Consider the following 16379-nt stretch of genomic DNA (forward strand, 5'->3'; position numbering starts at 1 on the left):
CCTCGGGCCGGGGGCGAAGGCCGGCGGGGCGTGCACCCCGCCGGCATCGGGCTAGAAGCGGTAGTGCGCGCCGAAGACGAAGCGACGGCCATAATCGAACACGTCCAGCAGCTGGTTCTTGAACCGGCCATGCGTGCTCTGCTGGTTGTTATTGACGTTCTGGATCTCGCCGAACACGCTGAAATGCTTGTTGATGTCGTAGCTGGACGTGAGATCGAGCTGGAGGCTCGCATTGACGAAGGTCGGCTCCGATCCGAACTGGCCGGTATTCTGGTTCTGGCCGAACTGGAGCAGATACTCGTCGCGCCAGTTGAGCGCCGCGCGGAACTGGAAGCCATATTTGTCATAGAAGCCGACGAAATTGGCGGAATTCGCAAGCCCGGTCACGGCGAAGCCGGTCTGCGAGATATTTGCCTTGTCGTAAGGCTTGTTGGTGGTGACGAAGGTGGCGTTGGCCTGGAAGCCGAAGCCGGTATCGCCGAACACCTGCTGCCAGGCCAGCTCCACCCCCTTCACCGTGGCGTCGGGGCCGTTGATCTGCTGCGAGACGGCGAAGCTCGCCGGCTGGCCGGTGGTGGGATCGACCACGCCGTTGATCTGCTGCCGCGTCACGCCGCCGACGATGAAGTTGCTGACGTTCTTCAGGAAGAAGTCGACCGACAGATAGGAGTTGCGCTTGTAGTACCATTCCGCCGCGGCATCGAAATTGTCGGCGAGATAGGGCTTGAGATTGGGGTTGCCGCCCGATGCGGTGAGCGCGTTGACGCGCTGGCCGCTGCCGACGCTCACCACCGGCGTCAACAGGCTCAGCCCCGGCCGCGTCAGCGTGCGCGACGCATCGAAGCGGAGCTGGAGCCGGTCCGTCACCTCGAGCCGCGCATCGACGCTGGGCAGCAGATAGGAGTAATTGCTCTTGGCGGTGATCGTGCTGGTCGGTCCGAAGCTGACCGAGAGCAGGGTCGGATCGGCGCTGCTCGTCGCGATCGACACGGGGAGCCGGCCCTGGCCGCCGGAACGCAGATGCGTGTTCTCGTTGCGCAGCCCCGCCGCGAAGTGGAAGGGCATGCCGCCGATCTCGGTAGTGTAGGCGACACTCATATAGAGCGACCAGGTCCGTTCGCGGATATCCTGGATGCTGCCCGGATCCACCATCTGGTCGAAGCTGCCGGTGAAGCCCGGAATATTGTTGAAGCCCGGGATGTTGGTGGTTTGCGGGTTGCCCAGGCCGGAGAGGAAATTCTGATAGTCGATCGGGCTGTAGCGGATCAGCGACGGGGGCAGCGCGCCCTTGAAGCCGGGGATGAAATTGTTGAGGCTGATCGTCCCCTGATACAGGCTGGCGGGCAGCGGCGCGATGCCCGTGGTGCGGCCCGAAGGCGCGCCATAGCCCGCATAGGCCTGCCAGAAATTGTTGGTGAAGGTGCTGGTGTTCAGCAGCTTGAACCGATCCTCATAATATTGGCCGCCGATCTTGACGGTGAGATCGTCCTGCTTCCACGACGCGGTGAGGCGCGCCTGCTTCAGCGCATCGGTGTTGCGCTGCGTCTGATTGACGGTGACGTGCGATCCGATCAGCGCGGTATTGGTATAGTCGGCGGCGCTGCCATTGGGGCCATAGGTGGTCAGCGTGGGGAAGCTGCTCGAGCTGTTCCCGTTGATTTGCAGGCCGGTGACGTTGCTCAGCGATCCGCCATAGCCGATATCGCCATTCTGGCTGCCGATATTGCCGTTGGGATTGAGCCAGCTCTTGGCATAGCTGACATCGCCTTCGACATGCAGCCGCTCGGTCGGATCCCATTTGAGATTGCCGCCGATCTGATTGGTCTGCAGAACCTGCGTGTTGATCGCCGAGGTAAAGTCGGTCGGCGAGCCGGCCTGGGTGAAGTTGAGCACCTGGCCGTTGCTGTCGAGCTGGACGTTGCGCAGATCGCCCTGATTGAACCAGACGCCGACGCCATAGATGTCGGTCACGATCTTCTGGCGCGAGTAATTATCGTCCACCGTCAGCATCAGCGCGTCGGACGGGTGCCATTGCAGCGCGATCCGTCCGTCGATGCGACGATCCTTGGTGAATTCCTGGTCTACGACATATTGCTGCGGATACCAGCCGACGATCGTCTGCTTCTGATCGGCCGGCGCGTTGGCGGCGCTGGTGGGTGTGCAGGTGGCGGCGGTGCTGCCCTGCAGCTGGCACGGCGCGTAGAAGCCGCCCGGCCAGCCCGACACCGAGACGCGGTTGCTGGTGGTATCGCGATGCGTGTAGATCACGTCGGCGAGAACGCCGATCGTATCGTCGGCGAATGTGTCGCTCAGCAGCAGCCCGGCGGTGGGCACCACCTTGCCGGAGCGGTCCTGCACCGAGCCCGACGCGCTGGCCGCCATGCGGAAGCCCGGATGATCGAAGGGCTTGGGAAAGCCGATATCGACGGTGGCGCCGATCGAGCTGGAGCTTAACGTCACGTCCGGGGTCTTGAGCACGCTCAGCTGACCGATGAAGTCGGAGCCGACCGTGGAAAAGTCGATCTGGCGGCCGCCGGTGCCGGTGGAGATGCGGCGACCGTCGTAGAGGGTGGTGTTGAAATCGCCTCCGAAGCCGCGCACGGTGATGCCCGTCGCCTCGCCGCGATTGCCAGAGCGCTGGATCGAGACACCCGGCAGCCGCTGGAGCGAGGCCGCGACGTTCGAGTCCGGGAATTTGCCGATATCCTCGGCGGAGATGGCGTCGATCACGCCGACCGAAGAGCGCTTGATATCGAGGTTGCGCTGGAGCGAGCCGCGCAGGCCGGTGACCACGATCTCGCCATTGCCGCCGCCCGCGGGCAGCGTGTTGGCCTTGTTGCTGTCAGGCGCCGTCGCCTCGTCCTGGGGCTGGCCCGCCTCCTGCGCGCCGATGCTGTTGGCCGTGCTCGGCACCGCCGGCTGGACGCCGGGCGCCGGCTGGCTCTCGCTGTTCTGCGCGCTGCTCGGATCGGCGCTCTGGCCATGGGCCGGCATCGCGATCGCAAGCGCGGCAAAGCTGCACGCGGCCGCCAGTCCTATTCTTGCGCGATTGTTGCGATGTTTTGCAGACGAGTTTCTACGATCGTGCACTGCCATGCCCGTCATCCTTCTCCCTGCTCCGGAAAACCCGGAGTTTCATTATCTACCGGTAGGTGAAGGCCGATGCGGCGCACGGCTAAGCGCGCGCGGGACTGCCCCCATCTCCAATAGTTAGCGCTACCTTATCCGGCACATGACGATCCTGCAATATTGAATTGTAGGGGTAATGGGAAAGCCTTTGCCAAAGCCGGTGCGCGGGCTATGAGCTTGGCCAAGCGCAGGCGCGATCCGGCCACAAAGCCGCCGGAACAAGGGGACGAGGATGGGCACGTGGCAGATGCTGGATTCGCGCCTTCATGCTGGCCTGCGCATGCGGCGCCCGACAGCCGAAGGGCGGCATTTCGTTCAAGTCGTCCCCGCTGAATTCGACTCGATCGCCGCGCGCTGCCCCCTTCTCCTCACCAAGAGCCCCGATACGGGGCAGTTCTACTTCGGCGCCGTCTTCGGTTTCACCGCCGGCGAGAATCTCCTGATCGACGAGTCGGGCGCGCTCGACGCGGCCATGCCGCTCGACTTGGTGCGCGAGGGATTTTTCGTCGGTGACGGCGCTGTCGTCATCGATCGCGATCATCCGCGCTTTGTGTCGGATCGCGGCGTGGCGCTGTTCGATGAAAATGGCGCGCCGACCGATGGCCTGCGCGAGGCGCAGCGTGCGCTCGCCCTGATGGACGCCGGGCTGCGCCAGAGCGAGGCGCTGATCCAGCGGCTGCTGGCGCTGCGTCTGGTCGAACAAATCGACATCAATCTTGCGTTCGACAGCGGCGAGGCGATCACGCTCGAGGGGCTTTACACGATCAGCCGCGACGCGCTCGCCGCGCTCGATCCCGGCGAGATCGCGACGCTGTTCGAGACCGGCGCCCTACAGTCCATCTATGCCCTGCTCGGCTCGCTCAGCCAGATCGGCCTGCTCGCGCAACGCCGCAACCGACGGCTCTAGCGGCACGCGCCAGGCGCAAGGAGAGACGCGGTGGATCAGGGCACGGTCAGCCGACGGATGTTTCTGGGCAGCGCGGCCGGCCTTGCCTGCGGCCCCGGCATCGCCCGGGCCGGGGCCGACGCAGCGCCCGATCGCGACACGATGCTCTGGTATGATCGACCCGCCTCGGTCTGGACCGAGGCACTGCCGATCGGCAATGGCCGGCTCGGGGCGATGGTCTTCGGCGGCACGGCGCAGGAGCGGGTGCAGCTCAACGACTCGAGCCTGTGGAGCGGCGGCCCCTATGATCCCGTCAATCCGGAGGCGCGCGCCGCCCTGCCCAAGGTGCGCCGGCTGATCGCGGCCGGCCGCTATGCCGAGGCCGAGGCGCTCGCCAATGCGCGCCTGATGGCGCGTCCCTTGCAGCAAATGTCGTATCAGCCGGTCGGCGATCTTCGGCTCGCCATGCCGGGCCTTCCGCCGGTGACGCCCGGCAGCTATCGCCGTGCGCTCGATCTCGACAGCGCGCGCGCCACCACAGACTTCACCGCCGGCGGCGTCCGTTTCCAGCGTGTCATGCTCGCCTCGCCCGGCGATGAACTGATCGGGATCGAACTCCGTGCCGACCGGCCCGACGCGATCGATCTCGATGTCGCGCTCGAGTCGTCGCATCCGGCCACCATCGCCGCCGCGGGCGACGCGATCCATCTGGCGGGCCGCGCGCCGGCCGAACATGGGGTGGCCGGGGCCTTGCGCTTCGCGGCCGAACTGCGTGTGCGGGCGAGCGGCGGACAGATGCTCGCGGGGCCGGACGGGCTGCGCGTGCGCGGCGCCGATCGCGTCACCATGATCCTGGCGATGGCGACCAGCTATCGCCGCTTCGACGATACCACAGGCGATCCCGAAGCCGCCGTCCGCGCCACGCTGGACAAGGCCGCGTCGCGAAGCTTCGCACGCATCGCCGAGGACGCGACGCGGGCGCATCGCCGGCTGTTCCGCCGGGTGCGGCTCGATCTCGGCCGCGGCGCCGCCGCCGACCGGCCGACCGACGCGCGCATCCGGGCCGACAATGCCGCGGGCGATCCGGGCCTCGCCGCGCTCTACTTCCATTATGGCCGCTATCTGCTGATCGCCGCCTCGCGCCCCGGCGGCCAGCCGGCGACGCTGCAGGGGCTCTGGAACGACAGCGTGAAGCCGCCCTGGGGCTCCAAATACACGATCAACATCAACACCGAGATGAACTACTGGCCGGCCGAGTGCACCGCCCTGCCGGAATGCACCGAGCCGCTGATCGCGATGGTGCGCACGCTCGCCATCACGGGCGCGCGCACGGCGCGGGACATGTATGGCGCGCGCGGATGGGTGGCGCATCACAATAGCGACGCCTGGCGCGCCACCGCGCCGATCGACGGGGCGCAGTTCGGGCTGTGGCCGATGGGCGGGGCCTGGCTCTGCACGCATCTCTGGGATCGCTACGATTATGGCCGCGATCCCGAAACGCTGCGCGCCATCTATCCGCTGATGCGCGGCGCGGCGCTGTTCTTTCTCGATACGCTCCAGACCAACGCCGCCGGCCATCTGGTGACCAGCCCCTCGCTCTCGCCCGAGAATGTTCATCCCGGCGGCGCCTCGCTCTGCGCCGGGCCGGCGATGGACCAGCAGATCCTGCGTGACCTCTTCGCCCAGACCGAACGCGCCGCCACCCTGCTCGGCATCGACGCGGCCTTCGCCGCGAGCCTAAGCGCGGCGCGCGCGCGGCTTGCGCCCGATCAGATCGGACGGCTCGGCCAGTTGCAGGAATGGCAGGAGGATTGGGACGGCGCCGCGCCGGAGCCGCATCACCGCCATGTCTCGCATCTCTACGGCCTGTTTCCGAGCGGCCAGATCGATCCGCTGCGCACCCCCGCGCTGGCGGCGGCGGCGCGCCGCTCGCTGGAGCTGCGCGGCGACGAGAGCACCGGCTGGGCGACCGCCTGGCGCGCCAATCTCTGGGCGCGGCTGGGCGCGGGCGATCACGCGCACCGCATCCTCGCCTTTCTGCTCGGCCCGGAGCGTACCTATCCCAACATGTTCGACGCGCATCCACCGTTCCAGATCGACGGCAATTTCGGGGGCACCCGCGCCATCGCCGAGATGCTGATGCAAAGCATCGAGGACGAGATCAGGCTGCTTCCCGCCCTGCCCGCCGCCTGGCCCGAGGGCCGGGTGACGGGCTTGCGCGCGCGTGGCGGTTGCGGCGTGGACCTGGCGTGGCGGGACGGCCGCCTGACCGAGGCCGTGCTGCGTCCGGACCGGCCGCTCGACATCCTCGTGCGCGCCGGACCCATTGCGGCGCGCCACCATCTCCAATCCGGCCGGCCGCTGCGGCTGCTCGGCCCCGCGCTGCGGAAGGCCTGACGATGACGAAATTCTGGCGCGCGCCGCTGGCGGCGATGCTGGCGATGCTGGCGGCGGCGCCCGCCGGAACGGCGCCCCCGCCCGCCCCGCTCGCCACCGAGATCCAGGTCGATCCCGCGCGCACCATCGCCGCGCTGCCGCCGATCTGGCGCTTCTTCGGCGCCGACGAACCCAATTACGCGACCCGCCCCGATGGCGATCATCTGCTCGCCGAACTGGGCGCGCTTCGGCCCGGCCAGATCTATTTCCGCGCGCACAATCTGCTCACCAGCGGCGACGGCACCCCCGATTTCAAATGGGGCAGCACCAACGCGCTCACCATGCGCGGCGGCAAGCCCGTCTATGACTGGCATATCGTCGATGGCATTCTCGATCGCTACCGCGCGCGCGGCATCCATCCCTATCTAGAAATCGGCTTCATGCCCGCGGCCCTGACCTCGGCGCCGGCGGGCGTACCCTATCGGCGCCCCTGGCACCCCGGCAACAGCTATGCCGGCATCACCGCCGGCTGGTCCTATCCGCCCACCAAGTACGAGCAATGGGCCGAGCTGATCTACCAATGGACCCGGCACAATGTGGCGCGCTACGGCCGCGCCGAGGTGGAGCGCTGGTATTTCGAGGTCTGGAACGAGCCCAATCTCGATTTCTACTGGTCCGGCGACGTGGAGCAATTCCTCAGGCTGCACGATACCGCAATCGCCGCCGTGCGCCGCGCGCTGCCGACGGCGCGGGTGGGCGGCCCGGACGTGGCCGGCGCGGGCGGCGCCTTCATGGACCGCTTCCTCCACCATGTGACACAAGACACCAACTACGCCAACGGCGCGCGGGGCACGCCCACCGATTTCCTCTCCTTCCACGCCAAGGGGCAGCCCGTGCTCGTGGACGGCCATGTCCGCATGGGCATCGCCGACCAGCTCCGCACCGCCGACCAGGGCTTCGCCAAGATCGCCGCCATCCCCGCGCTGGCCGCCAAGCCGATCGTGATTGGCGAGAATGATCCGGAAGGCTGCGCCGCCTGCCCCGGCCCGGCGAACGCCTATCGCAACGGGCCGCTCTATGCGAGCTATACGGCGGCCAGCTACGCGCGGCTCTGGGAATTGGCGCGGAGGCGCGGCGTGACGCTCGACGGCGCGCTCTCCTGGTCCTTCACCTTTGTCGGCCAGCCCTGGTTCGCCGGCTATCGGCAGCTGGCGAGCAATGGCGTCGATCTGGCGGTGCTGAACGTGTTCCGCCTCTTCGCCCGGCTCGGTCCGCGCCAGATCGCCGCCAGCAGCGATCGCGCGGTGCCGCTCGATACGCTGTTGCAGGCGGGGGTGCGCGCCGCGCCGGACGTGGGGGTGCTGGCGACCCGCACCGCCACCGGCGGCAGCGCGATCCTGCTCTGGCATTATCATGATGACGATGTGCCCGGCCCAGAGGCGGCGATCCGGCTGCGGGTGGCGGGCCGCCACGGCTTGGCGCGCGCGCGGCTCTGGCGCGTCGATGCCACCCACGCCAACAGCTTCGGCGCATGGCAGGCGATGGGCAGCCCGGCGCGGCCGGATCGCGCGCAGATCGAGCGGCTCAAGGCGGCGTCGCGGCTGCGGCCCGAGGCGCTTCCGATGGTGGACGGCACCGCCACGCTGCGCCTGCCACGCCAGGGCGTCGCCCTGATCGAAATCGGCGCCTGAGCGCCCCTATTATAGCGAGGAACACGCATGGTCCCGATGTCCCGCCGTTCGCGCACCCTGCCCGCGCTCTTCCTGACCGGACTGGCGCTCGCGCTGGCCGCGCCGGCGCTTGGCCAGGCGATCACCGACACGCCCCCCGCGCTTGCCAACGCGCCCGCGCTCACCATTGAGCGGCGTCTCGTCCATGGCGCCGCGCTGGAAGGCAGTTTGGAGGGAGATTCGGCGGATCGCACCGTCTTCGTGGTGCTGCCGCCCAGCTATGCCCGCCAGCCGCACCGCCGCTACCCGGTGCTGTACGCGCTGCACGGCTATTCCATCGGCGCCGAGCAATGGATGAAGGAGATCCATGCCGAGCGGGCCATCGGCAACGCCTATGCCCGCGGTTTGCCCGAGATGATCATCGTCTTCCCAGATGCCAAAACCAAGCATAACGGCTCGCTCTATTCAAGCTCGGTCACCACGGGCGATTACGAGACCTTCATCGCCCGCGATCTCGTCGTCTATATCGACCGCAGCTACCGGACCCTGCCCCATCGGGAGAGCCGCGGTCTCGCCGGCCATTCCATGGGCGGCTATGGCACGGCGCGCATCGGCATGAAGCATCCCGACATGTTCGGCGCGCTCTACATGATGAGCCCCTGCTGCCTCGCGCCGCGCACCGCCGACCAGATCGATATCGCCTCGGCCGCGCAGCTGGAAAAGGTCGTCACCGAGGCGGATTCGGCGCGCCTGCCCTTTTTGCTGCGCGCCCAGCTCGCCAGCGCGGCGGCCTGGTCGCCCAATCCGCGCAAGCCGCCGCTCTACAGCGATTTGCCGGTGGAGCATGGCGTGGTGCAGCCGGACGTGCTCGCCAAATGGGCGGCCAACGCGCCGCTCGCCTTTGTCGATCAATATGTCGGCAACCTACGGCGCTACGCGGCGATCGCCATCGATGTCGGCGATCAGGACGGGCTTCGCGACGACGCGCGGCGCCTGCATCAGCGGCTCGACGCCTACGGCATCGCCAACAGCTTCGAAATCTATCCGGGTACGCATGTCAGCCATGTCGCCTTCCGGTTCGAGGACGCGCTGCTGCCCTTTTTCGGCCGGGCGCTGCGCCACTGACCGCGCGCGGGCGGCGGCTCAGCGCGTCTCGCGCACCGCCAGCACCGTCACCGCATGCGCCGGCATCCGCAGCGTCAGCACGCCCCCGCGCGCCGTTGCCGCGAACGGCGTCGGGCGCACGAGATCCGGCGCGGCGAAGCTGTTGAACGCATCCACCCGCGGCGCGGTGAGGATCTGGCCCGCGGCATCGGCCGCGCGCAGGCCTTCGAGGCGAATCTCGGCCGGCGCGGCGGGATCGAGATTGGTCACCGCCAGCCACAGCCGGCCCGCCGCATCGCGCGCCGCCACCGCATCGACGCGCGGAATGGCGGGATTCGCGGCCAGGCGCGGCTGGCCCTGGACGGCCACCGGCACCAGCCGCGCGTCCTGGAAGGGCACGAACATCTTGTAGACGTGATAGGTGGGGGTGAGCACCATCCGGGGCCCGTCGGTCAGCACCATCGACTGGAGCACATTGGCCATCTGCGCGATATTGGCCATCCGCACGCGGTCGGCGTGGCGGATGAAGATGGCCAGCGTCTCCGCCGCGAGCAGCGCGTCGCGCAACGAGTTCTGCTGCTGGAGAAAGCCCGGATTGCTGCCGGCATTGGGCTTGAGCCAGGCGCCCCATTCATCGACCACCAGCGCCAGCTTCTTTTCGGGGTCGTAGCGATCCATGATCGCGCTCTGCTTTGCGATCTTGCCGTCCATCGCCATGCCGTCCGCGAGCAGGCTGAGATAGTCGCCCTCGCCAAAATCGCTGCTGGCGAGATGCGGCGGCCAGCCGCCGGTCGCGTAATTGTGGAGCGAGACGCCATCGATGTCCCAGCTCCAGGCCTTGCTCTTCCAGGCCTTCATCACGGCTTCGGTATAGTCCGCGTCGAGCCCGTCCCAGCCGACCGCGATGCGGCGCATCGCCTCGCCTTTGGGCCGGGCGGTATCGAGATCGCGGGCGTAATGGGCATATTGCTTCATCTGCTCGACATAATGATCGGCGGACATGGCGCCGCCGCAGCCCCAATTCTCATTGCCCAGCCCCAGATATTTGACGCGATAGGGTGCGGGATGGCCGTTCGCGGCGCGCAGCGCGGCGAGGCTGGTGGGCTTGTCCGCCGTCATATAGTCGAGCCAGTCGGCGGCCTCCTTGGGGCTGCCGGAGCCGATATTGACCGAGACATAGGCGTCGGCGCCGATCTGCTGCAGGAAATCCATATATTCATCAGTGCCGAAGGCGTTGGGCTCGATCACGCCGCCCCAGCTGGCGTTGAGCGTGCGGGTCCGCCCCGCCGCCGGGCCGATCCCGTCGCGCCAATGATATTCATCGGCATAGCAGCCGCCGGGCCAGCGAACATTGGGTACGCGGAGCGCGCGCAGCGCCGCCACCACGTCGCTGCGGATGCCGCGCACATTGGGAATGGGCGATTTCGGGCCGACCCAGACGCCGCCATAAATGCCGGTGCCGAGATGCTCGGCGAACTGGCCGAAGATATCGCGCGCGATCACCGGCCCCGGCGCGTCCCGCGCGATGCGCAGCGTCACCACGGGCTCGGCCAGACCGGGCGCGGCGACGGCGAGCGCCAGCGCCGCGACGACCAAGCGTCGCAGGCGGCCGCCCCGATTTGGCCGGGTGTCCGAGATCGCCGCCATTCCATCCTCCTCGCGCCGCGGCCCGCGTGGCGCGGCGTTCAGCCTGTCTTAGGGGAAGGCGCGCGTGGCGAAAGGAAAATCATGTCCGGTCAGACGCTTCGGTTCAGGCGGCGACGCGGGCGCGAAGCAGCGCGTGGAATAGGCGTTCGTAGCGGGTTCCGGCGTCGTCGATCTGGAAGCGGTCGACCAGCGCGGCCAAGTGCGCGGGCGGCGGCGGGGGCGCCGCGAGCAGCGCCTCGATCCCGGCCGCGAGCGCCGCGCAATCCTCGATCGGCACCGCCCGGCCCGCCAGCGGATCGCGCAGCAGTTCCTCCGCCGCCGGCGTCGCCCGGGTCGCCACCACCGGCCGGCCGGCGGCCAGCGCCTCCACCACGACCGCGCCATAGCCCTCGAAGCGCGAGGGCAGCACCAGCAGCCGCGCACGATCGAGCCAGGCGCGCGTGTCCCCGGTGTAGCCTGGCAGGCTGACATCGGCGCCGATCCCCAGGCGCGCGATCTGCGCCTCGAGCGCCGGCCGCGCCGGCCCCTCGCCCAGGATCACCAAGCGCGCGCCGTGTCGCGCACGCAGCGCGGCAAAGGCATCGAGAAGCAGATCGAATCCCTTTTCGGGCACCAGCCGACCGATGGCGAGCAGCAGCGGCGGCGCCCCCTCGGGCACGGGCGCGGGGGCCGGCCTTTCCTCGTCGAGCGCGGGCAGCGGGATCGTCACGCAGGTCGCGTGGCGAAGGATGCGCATCGCCTCGGCCTGGGCGGAGGCGCACAGGGTGATGACGGCATCCGCGCGGCGGAGCAGATGGCGCATCCGCCACTCATAGCCGATCTGCCGCACCGGGCCGCGCTGCGGCTTGCTGAGCGGCGCGCTCACCTGCACCGCGATGCGCGGCCGCACCTCTGCCGGCAACCGGCCCAGCGCCGCAGCAATCGGCCAGTGGTAATTGCCGGGCACGAAGCAGAGATCGACCGGAAAGCGCGCGAAATAGCGCGCCGCCGCCGCCGCCAGGCGCGGCATCGAGCCGGGCCCGCGCGGGATCGCCACGGCCGGCTCGACCAGATCGAGCCGCGGGTCCAGCAGTGGCTCCAGCGGGCCCTGCGCCGCGCCGGCGAACAGCGTCACCGCAGCGCCGCGCTGCGCCCAGTGCCGCGCGAGCCGCAGCGCGATCCGCTCGGTTCCGCCCAGGGCGAAATCCTGCAGCGCCACGCCGATCCGCAGACCGGATGGCCCGCTGACATAGGCCGATCCATGATGAAGCCGATCGTGCATCCCCCCGCTCCCCCCAAGCTTGGATCAAGCTCGATAGCGGGATTTCAGGATATTTCACCTCCGATATAGTCCTGACATGATCGGGTCCGACTGCAACATTCATGCTCGACGGCGAGAATGGTCGTCGATGGGGCTGAAAGCCGGCGCGCCGATCGTCCTCAGCCCGCGGCGGCACGCTTCGGCGCGATCCGGGCGAGCAGTTCGTCGGCGGGCACCGGGCGGCCGATATGCCAGCCCTGCGCCGTGTCGCAGCCAAAGCCGGACAGCATCCGCAGCACGGCCTCGGTTTCCACGCCCTCCGCCACCACCTTGAAGCCCAGCTCATGAGCCAGTTCGATGGTTGAGCGCACCATCGCCTGGTCGCTCCGGCTCTTCTCGAGCGTGAGGACGAAGCTCTTGTCGATCTTGATCTCGCGTGCCGGCAGCCGCTTCAGATAGCTGAGCGTCGACTGGCCGGTGCCGTAATCGTCGATCGACAGCGCCACGCCCAGCGCGGCGAGCCGGTGCAGCGCCTCCACCGCGCGCTCCGGATCGGTCATCGCCGCGCTTTCGGTGACTTCGAGCGTGAGGTGCGGCACCGCGTCCCGATGGCGGCGCAGCACCGCTTCGAGCCGCAGGACGAAGGCGGGATCGGAGGGCAGAAGCGCGGAGAGATTCACCGCCACCGCCAGCGGCGCGCCTGCCGCCGCCCAGGCTTCGCGATCGGCCAGCGCGCGTTCCAGAACGAAGAGGGTGAGATCGGCGATGCGTCCGCTCTCCTCCAGCGCCGGGATGAAGGCATCGGGCGGGATCATGCCGCGTTCGGGGTGACGCCAGCGCACCAGCGCCTCGGCGGCGGTGATGCGGGCGGCGCCGATATCGAGCTTGGGCTGATAGGCGACCCAGATATCGCCCGCCGCCATCGCCTGATCGAGCTCGGTGGCGAGCCCGAGCCGCCACGCGCTCTCCTTCTCCATATCGGCGGTGTAGCGCATCCAGCGCACGCCGCGCGCCACCGCCTGATCGGCCGCCTTGCCGGCGCGGGTGAGCGCGTCGCGATCTTCCGCCGGCGCGAGCCCGAAGCCGTGCTGCAGCTCCACCTGGCGCCCGGCGAGATCGAAGGGCAGGCGCAGCATGGCGGCGGCGGCATCGATCCGCTCGATTTCTTCTTCGGCGTCGCCGGCCAGACACAGCCAGGCGAGCATCGTCTCGTCGCTTCGATGGACCGGCGAATCGCCCGCCTGGGCAAGCCGCTCGGCGATGCGCGTCACGAACTCGACCGCCCGTTCGCGCCCCAGCACATTGGCCACGTCCGCAAAATTGGTGAGCCGCAGCGCCACCACCTTGGCCCCCGGCGTGGCGGCGACCAGCTCCTGGAGCGAGCGGCCATTGGCCAGACCCGTTTCCGCGTCGAAATGACGCGCCTCGCGCGCGGCGCGCAGCGCGCCGTGGAAGAGCAGCGCCGCGCCACCGCCGAACAGGGCGAGCAGCGCAGGCGCGATCCGGAAGGTGCCGAGCCGCGCCGCCTCCCCGGCGAGCGGCAGGAGGAGGATCAGCACGGCCGCGATGCCTGGCGCGAAGGCACGGCGCAGCGGGCCGCCGCGCACCATCAGCGCCACCGCCACGACCGCGACCAGCAGCGGAAGCGCCGGCCCATGATCGGTCGGAATCGAATTCTGGCGCAGCGTCTCGGCGGCGAGCAGCTGGATCACCGGGCCGGGGATGATGCCGCGTCCCGGCACCGAATAGCGGTCGCCCAGTTCGATCGCGGAGGCGCCGATCAGCACGCTCCGTCCCGCCAGCTGCGCCGCCGGGACGCGCCCGGCGAGCAGATCGAGAATGCTGACATGCGGGATGGTGGCGGGATCGATCCAGCCATCGATCGGAAAGCCGCCGCCCGCGCGACCCGGCGCATCGGCGAGCATCGCGCCGATCGACGGACGCGGCACGCCCGCCGTGATCACGCCATAGAGATAGGAGCGCACCACCCCGTCGGGATCGGCGAAGATGTTGACGGCGGCGAGCTGGGCCTTGTCGCGCAGGATCGGGATGGGCAGATTCTCCACCTCCCGGCGCGATCCCTCGGAACTCGCCTGGCGGAAGGTGGGCAGCAGCACCGGCGCGCGCGAACGCGCGATGGCCTGCGCCAAAGCCGCATCCTGCGCCGGCTGCGAGGGCGAGGAGAAATCCACGTCGAAGGCGATGGTCTGCACGCCGGCGCGGTTCAGCCGCGCGATCGTCTCGACATAGCGGTCGCGCGGCCAGGGCCAGTGGCCGAAGGCGGCGAGCGAGCGCGCGTCGATATCCACGAAGACGAGCGCGCCCGAGGCGGCGCGGGGCCGCAGCCCGGCGCGCCAGCCGCTCAAGCCGCGCTCGAGATCATGGCCGATCGCCAGCCCCCAGGCGCAAAGCCCGATCACCAGCGCGACGAGCACCGGCAACCAGCGATCCACGCGGCGCCAGTCCGCCAAGAAGCCGGGCCGGCGGACGCGCGCCGGTCCGCCAGACGCGCGGCCCATCACTTCGCGCCTTTGAGACCCTTCAGGCCGGCAGCGGCAGCGTCCTCGCCAGCGCCAACGACCTTGCCGACCAGCCCGGGCGGACCGTTGCCGTCGGGACCCTTGCCCTTGCCCGGCCCGCCGCCCGCCTGGCCCGGCGGGCCATTGCCGTCGGGGCCGTTACCCTTGCCCGGGCCGCCGGCCGCCTGGCCCGGCGGGCCATTGCCGTCGGGCCCATTGCCTTTGCCGGGGCCGGCGTTCGCCGACGCGCCGGTATCGACCGCGGCGCCATTGCCCTTGCCATTGCCGCCCGCATTGCTGTTGGCTGCGCCATTGCCGTTGCCGCCTGCGTTGCTGGTGGCCGCGCCATTGCCACCGGCGTTGCCGTTGGCGGCGCCATTGCCGTTGCCGCCTGCGTTGCTGTTGGCGGCGCCATTGCCGTTGCCACCCGCGTTGCTGGTGGCGGCGCCATTGCCATTGCCACCGGCGTTGCTCGTGGCCGCGCCATTACTATTGCCACCGGCGTTGCTCGTGGCCGCGCCATTGCCGTTGCCACCGGCATTGCTGGTGGCGGCGCCGTTGCCGTTGCCGCCGGCGTTGCTCGTGGCCGCGCCATTGCCGTTGCCGGTCACGGCGCCAGTGCCGGCGCCCGCCGCGTTGCCGGTCGCGGCGCCGTTGCCATTGCCGCCGGCGTTGCTCGTGGCCGCGCCATTGCCGCTGGTCGACGCGCCCGCGCCCGTCGCACTATTGCCAGCCGCGTTCCCCGCCGCGCCGGCGCCATTTCCGCCCGACAGACCCGCCCCGCCACCCGTCGCCACCACGGCGGCGGGCTTCTGCGTCGCCACCGCGACCGCGAGATCCGCGCCCGAGGACGAGGCGGTGGCGACCGCCACCTGCATCGCGCTCTGGCCGGTGACGAGGCCGCCGGTGAGATTGGCGAGCGGCGCCGGCCCCTCTTCCACCGCCGCGATGGCGCTGGGCTTGGCGGCGTTCCCCATCACGCCCGTGCTCACCGAACCGGTCTCGGTCCGCTCGGCGCTGGCCGGGATCGCGGCGACGGGCGCGGGGCTGATCGTCGCCGGGATCGCGGCGATGGCGGCGACGGGCGCCACCGGCGCGGCGGCGCGCGCCGTCGGGGCCGCGGCGGTGGTCCGCGCCGGCGCGGGCGCGTTCGGCGAGCGGATGGTGCGCGTGGTGCTGCCCTGGATCGTCAGCGCGCCGACATCGCCCGCGCCGACCGAGGCGATCGCGCCGGGGCGGAGCATCTCGCGCGCGCCGCCATCGCGCGTCGCCACCTCGACCGCGCCTTCGACCACCTGCACCGACGCGCCGGCATCGTTGACCGTGACGCTGAACGTCGTGCCCTTCACCACCGCCGCGAGATAGGGTGTCTGCACCCCGAAATGCGGGTTGGTCATCTTCTTCACGCTATAGACGACGTTGCCGATCTTCTCGAGAAACTGGGTGAGCCCGCCGGTCGCCGCCGGATCGGCCACCTGCAGCCGCGAATTGGGCGCGACCACGGCATATTCCTCGCCCCGCACCAGCACGGCGCGGGCGTTGGGGCCCGTGGTGACGACATCGCCGATCTCGGCGCGGCCACCCCGCGCGGCGGCCTTCACCAGCCCGGCATGGCTTATCATCACCCCGGGCGAGGCTTCGGAGATGATCCAGATCGGCGTGCCGGCGCGGGCGGCCCCGGCCAGCGCGGTGGCAGTCAACAGGCCCAGCAGCGCGCGTCGCATCCTCACTCCTCTAACCCGACGCCGAAGCCTTAAGGGGTCGGTCCGTCGCGGCCATCTAAGCGGCGCTTCGTAAAAGCTTTCTCA

At 69.6% G+C, this 16379-nt stretch carries 9 protein-coding genes; 4 read left to right on the top strand and 5 right to left on the bottom strand.

All coding sequences use genetic code 11. The annotated features are described in order from the left end of the window. Positions 1-51 precede the first annotated feature (51 nt). A complete protein-coding gene (locus tag LHA26_RS16065; RefSeq protein ID WP_437441224.1) occupies positions 52-3096 on the bottom strand; it encodes a TonB-dependent receptor in 3045 nt (1014 codons plus the stop codon). A 280-nt stretch (positions 3097-3376) separates the two neighbouring features. On the opposite strand from LHA26_RS16065, the gene LHA26_RS16070 reads away from it, so the two are divergent. The 4 genes from LHA26_RS16070 to LHA26_RS16085 are packed head-to-tail and all read left to right on the top strand — an operon-like array spanning position 3377 to position 9186. Further along, positions 3377-4036, top strand: coding sequence for a SapC family protein (locus LHA26_RS16070; protein WP_302898079.1), 660 nt, complete (start codon positions 3377-3379; stop codon positions 4034-4036). A gap of 30 nt (positions 4037-4066) precedes the next feature. Further along, complete coding sequence (locus LHA26_RS16075; RefSeq protein WP_252166580.1) at positions 4067-6412, top strand: glycoside hydrolase family 95 protein; 2346 nt, start codon at positions 4067-4069, stop codon at positions 6410-6412. Positions 6413-6414: 2 nt separating this feature from the next. Continuing rightward, positions 6415-8082, top strand: coding sequence for a GH39 family glycosyl hydrolase (locus LHA26_RS16080; RefSeq protein WP_252166581.1), 1668 nt, complete (start codon positions 6415-6417; stop codon positions 8080-8082). 36 nt (positions 8083-8118) lie between these two features. Continuing rightward, entirely contained in the window at positions 8119-9186 is a 1068-nt protein-coding gene (locus tag LHA26_RS16085) for an alpha/beta hydrolase (protein WP_252166582.1), read from the top strand. Between the two features lie 18 nt (positions 9187-9204). Here LHA26_RS16085 and LHA26_RS16090 read toward each other — a convergent pair whose 3' ends face one another. The 4 genes from LHA26_RS16090 to LHA26_RS16105 form a co-directional block, all read right to left on the bottom strand. After that, a complete protein-coding gene (locus LHA26_RS16090) occupies positions 9205-10812 on the bottom strand; it encodes an alpha-N-arabinofuranosidase (protein ID WP_252166583.1) in 1608 nt (535 codons plus the stop codon). Positions 10813-10915: 103 nt separating this feature from the next. Continuing rightward, complete coding sequence (locus LHA26_RS16095; protein WP_252166584.1) at positions 10916-12073, bottom strand: glycosyltransferase; 1158 nt, start codon at positions 12071-12073, stop codon at positions 10916-10918. Between the two features lie 158 nt (positions 12074-12231). Then, complete coding sequence (locus LHA26_RS16100) at positions 12232-14571, bottom strand: putative bifunctional diguanylate cyclase/phosphodiesterase (protein WP_252166585.1); 2340 nt, start codon at positions 14569-14571, stop codon at positions 12232-12234. Beyond that, the gene (locus LHA26_RS16105; RefSeq protein ID WP_252166586.1) at positions 14571-16295 is read right to left on the bottom strand and encodes a FecR domain-containing protein; all 1725 of its coding nucleotides are present in this window, start codon (positions 16293-16295) and stop codon (positions 14571-14573) included. The genes LHA26_RS16100 and LHA26_RS16105 overlap by 1 nt, the downstream gene beginning before the upstream one ends. Between the last annotated feature and the right edge of the window lie 84 nt (positions 16296-16379).

Origin of the sequence: Sphingomonas morindae (genome assembly GCF_023822065.1) — a bacterium.
GTDB lineage: Bacteria > Pseudomonadota > Alphaproteobacteria > Sphingomonadales > Sphingomonadaceae > Solisphingomonas > Solisphingomonas morindae.

What these genes read in the sequence shown, in the direction of transcription:
- LHA26_RS16095 (WP_252166584.1), bottom strand. Translation starts at nt 12,073, where the DNA reads ATGCACGATCGGCTTCATCATGGATCGGCCTATGTCAGCGGGCCATCC.
- LHA26_RS16100 (WP_252166585.1), bottom strand. Translation starts at nt 14,571, where the DNA reads ATGGGCCGCGCGTCTGGCGGACCGGCGCGCGTCCGCCGGCCCGGCTTC.
- LHA26_RS16080 (WP_252166581.1), top strand. Translation starts at nt 6,415, where the DNA reads ATGACGAAATTCTGGCGCGCGCCGCTGGCGGCGATGCTGGCGATGCTG.
- LHA26_RS16085 (WP_252166582.1), top strand. Translation starts at nt 8,119, where the DNA reads ATGTCCCGCCGTTCGCGCACCCTGCCCGCGCTCTTCCTGACCGGACTG.
- LHA26_RS16070 (WP_302898079.1), top strand. Translation starts at nt 3,377, where the DNA reads ATGCTGGATTCGCGCCTTCATGCTGGCCTGCGCATGCGGCGCCCGACA.
- LHA26_RS16105 (WP_252166586.1), bottom strand. Translation starts at nt 16,295, where the DNA reads ATGCGACGCGCGCTGCTGGGCCTGTTGACTGCCACCGCGCTGGCCGGG.
- LHA26_RS16065 (WP_437441224.1), bottom strand. Translation starts at nt 3,096, where the DNA reads ATGGCAGTGCACGATCGTAGAAACTCGTCTGCAAAACATCGCAACAAT.
- LHA26_RS16090 (WP_252166583.1), bottom strand. Translation starts at nt 10,812, where the DNA reads ATGGCGGCGATCTCGGACACCCGGCCAAATCGGGGCGGCCGCCTGCGA.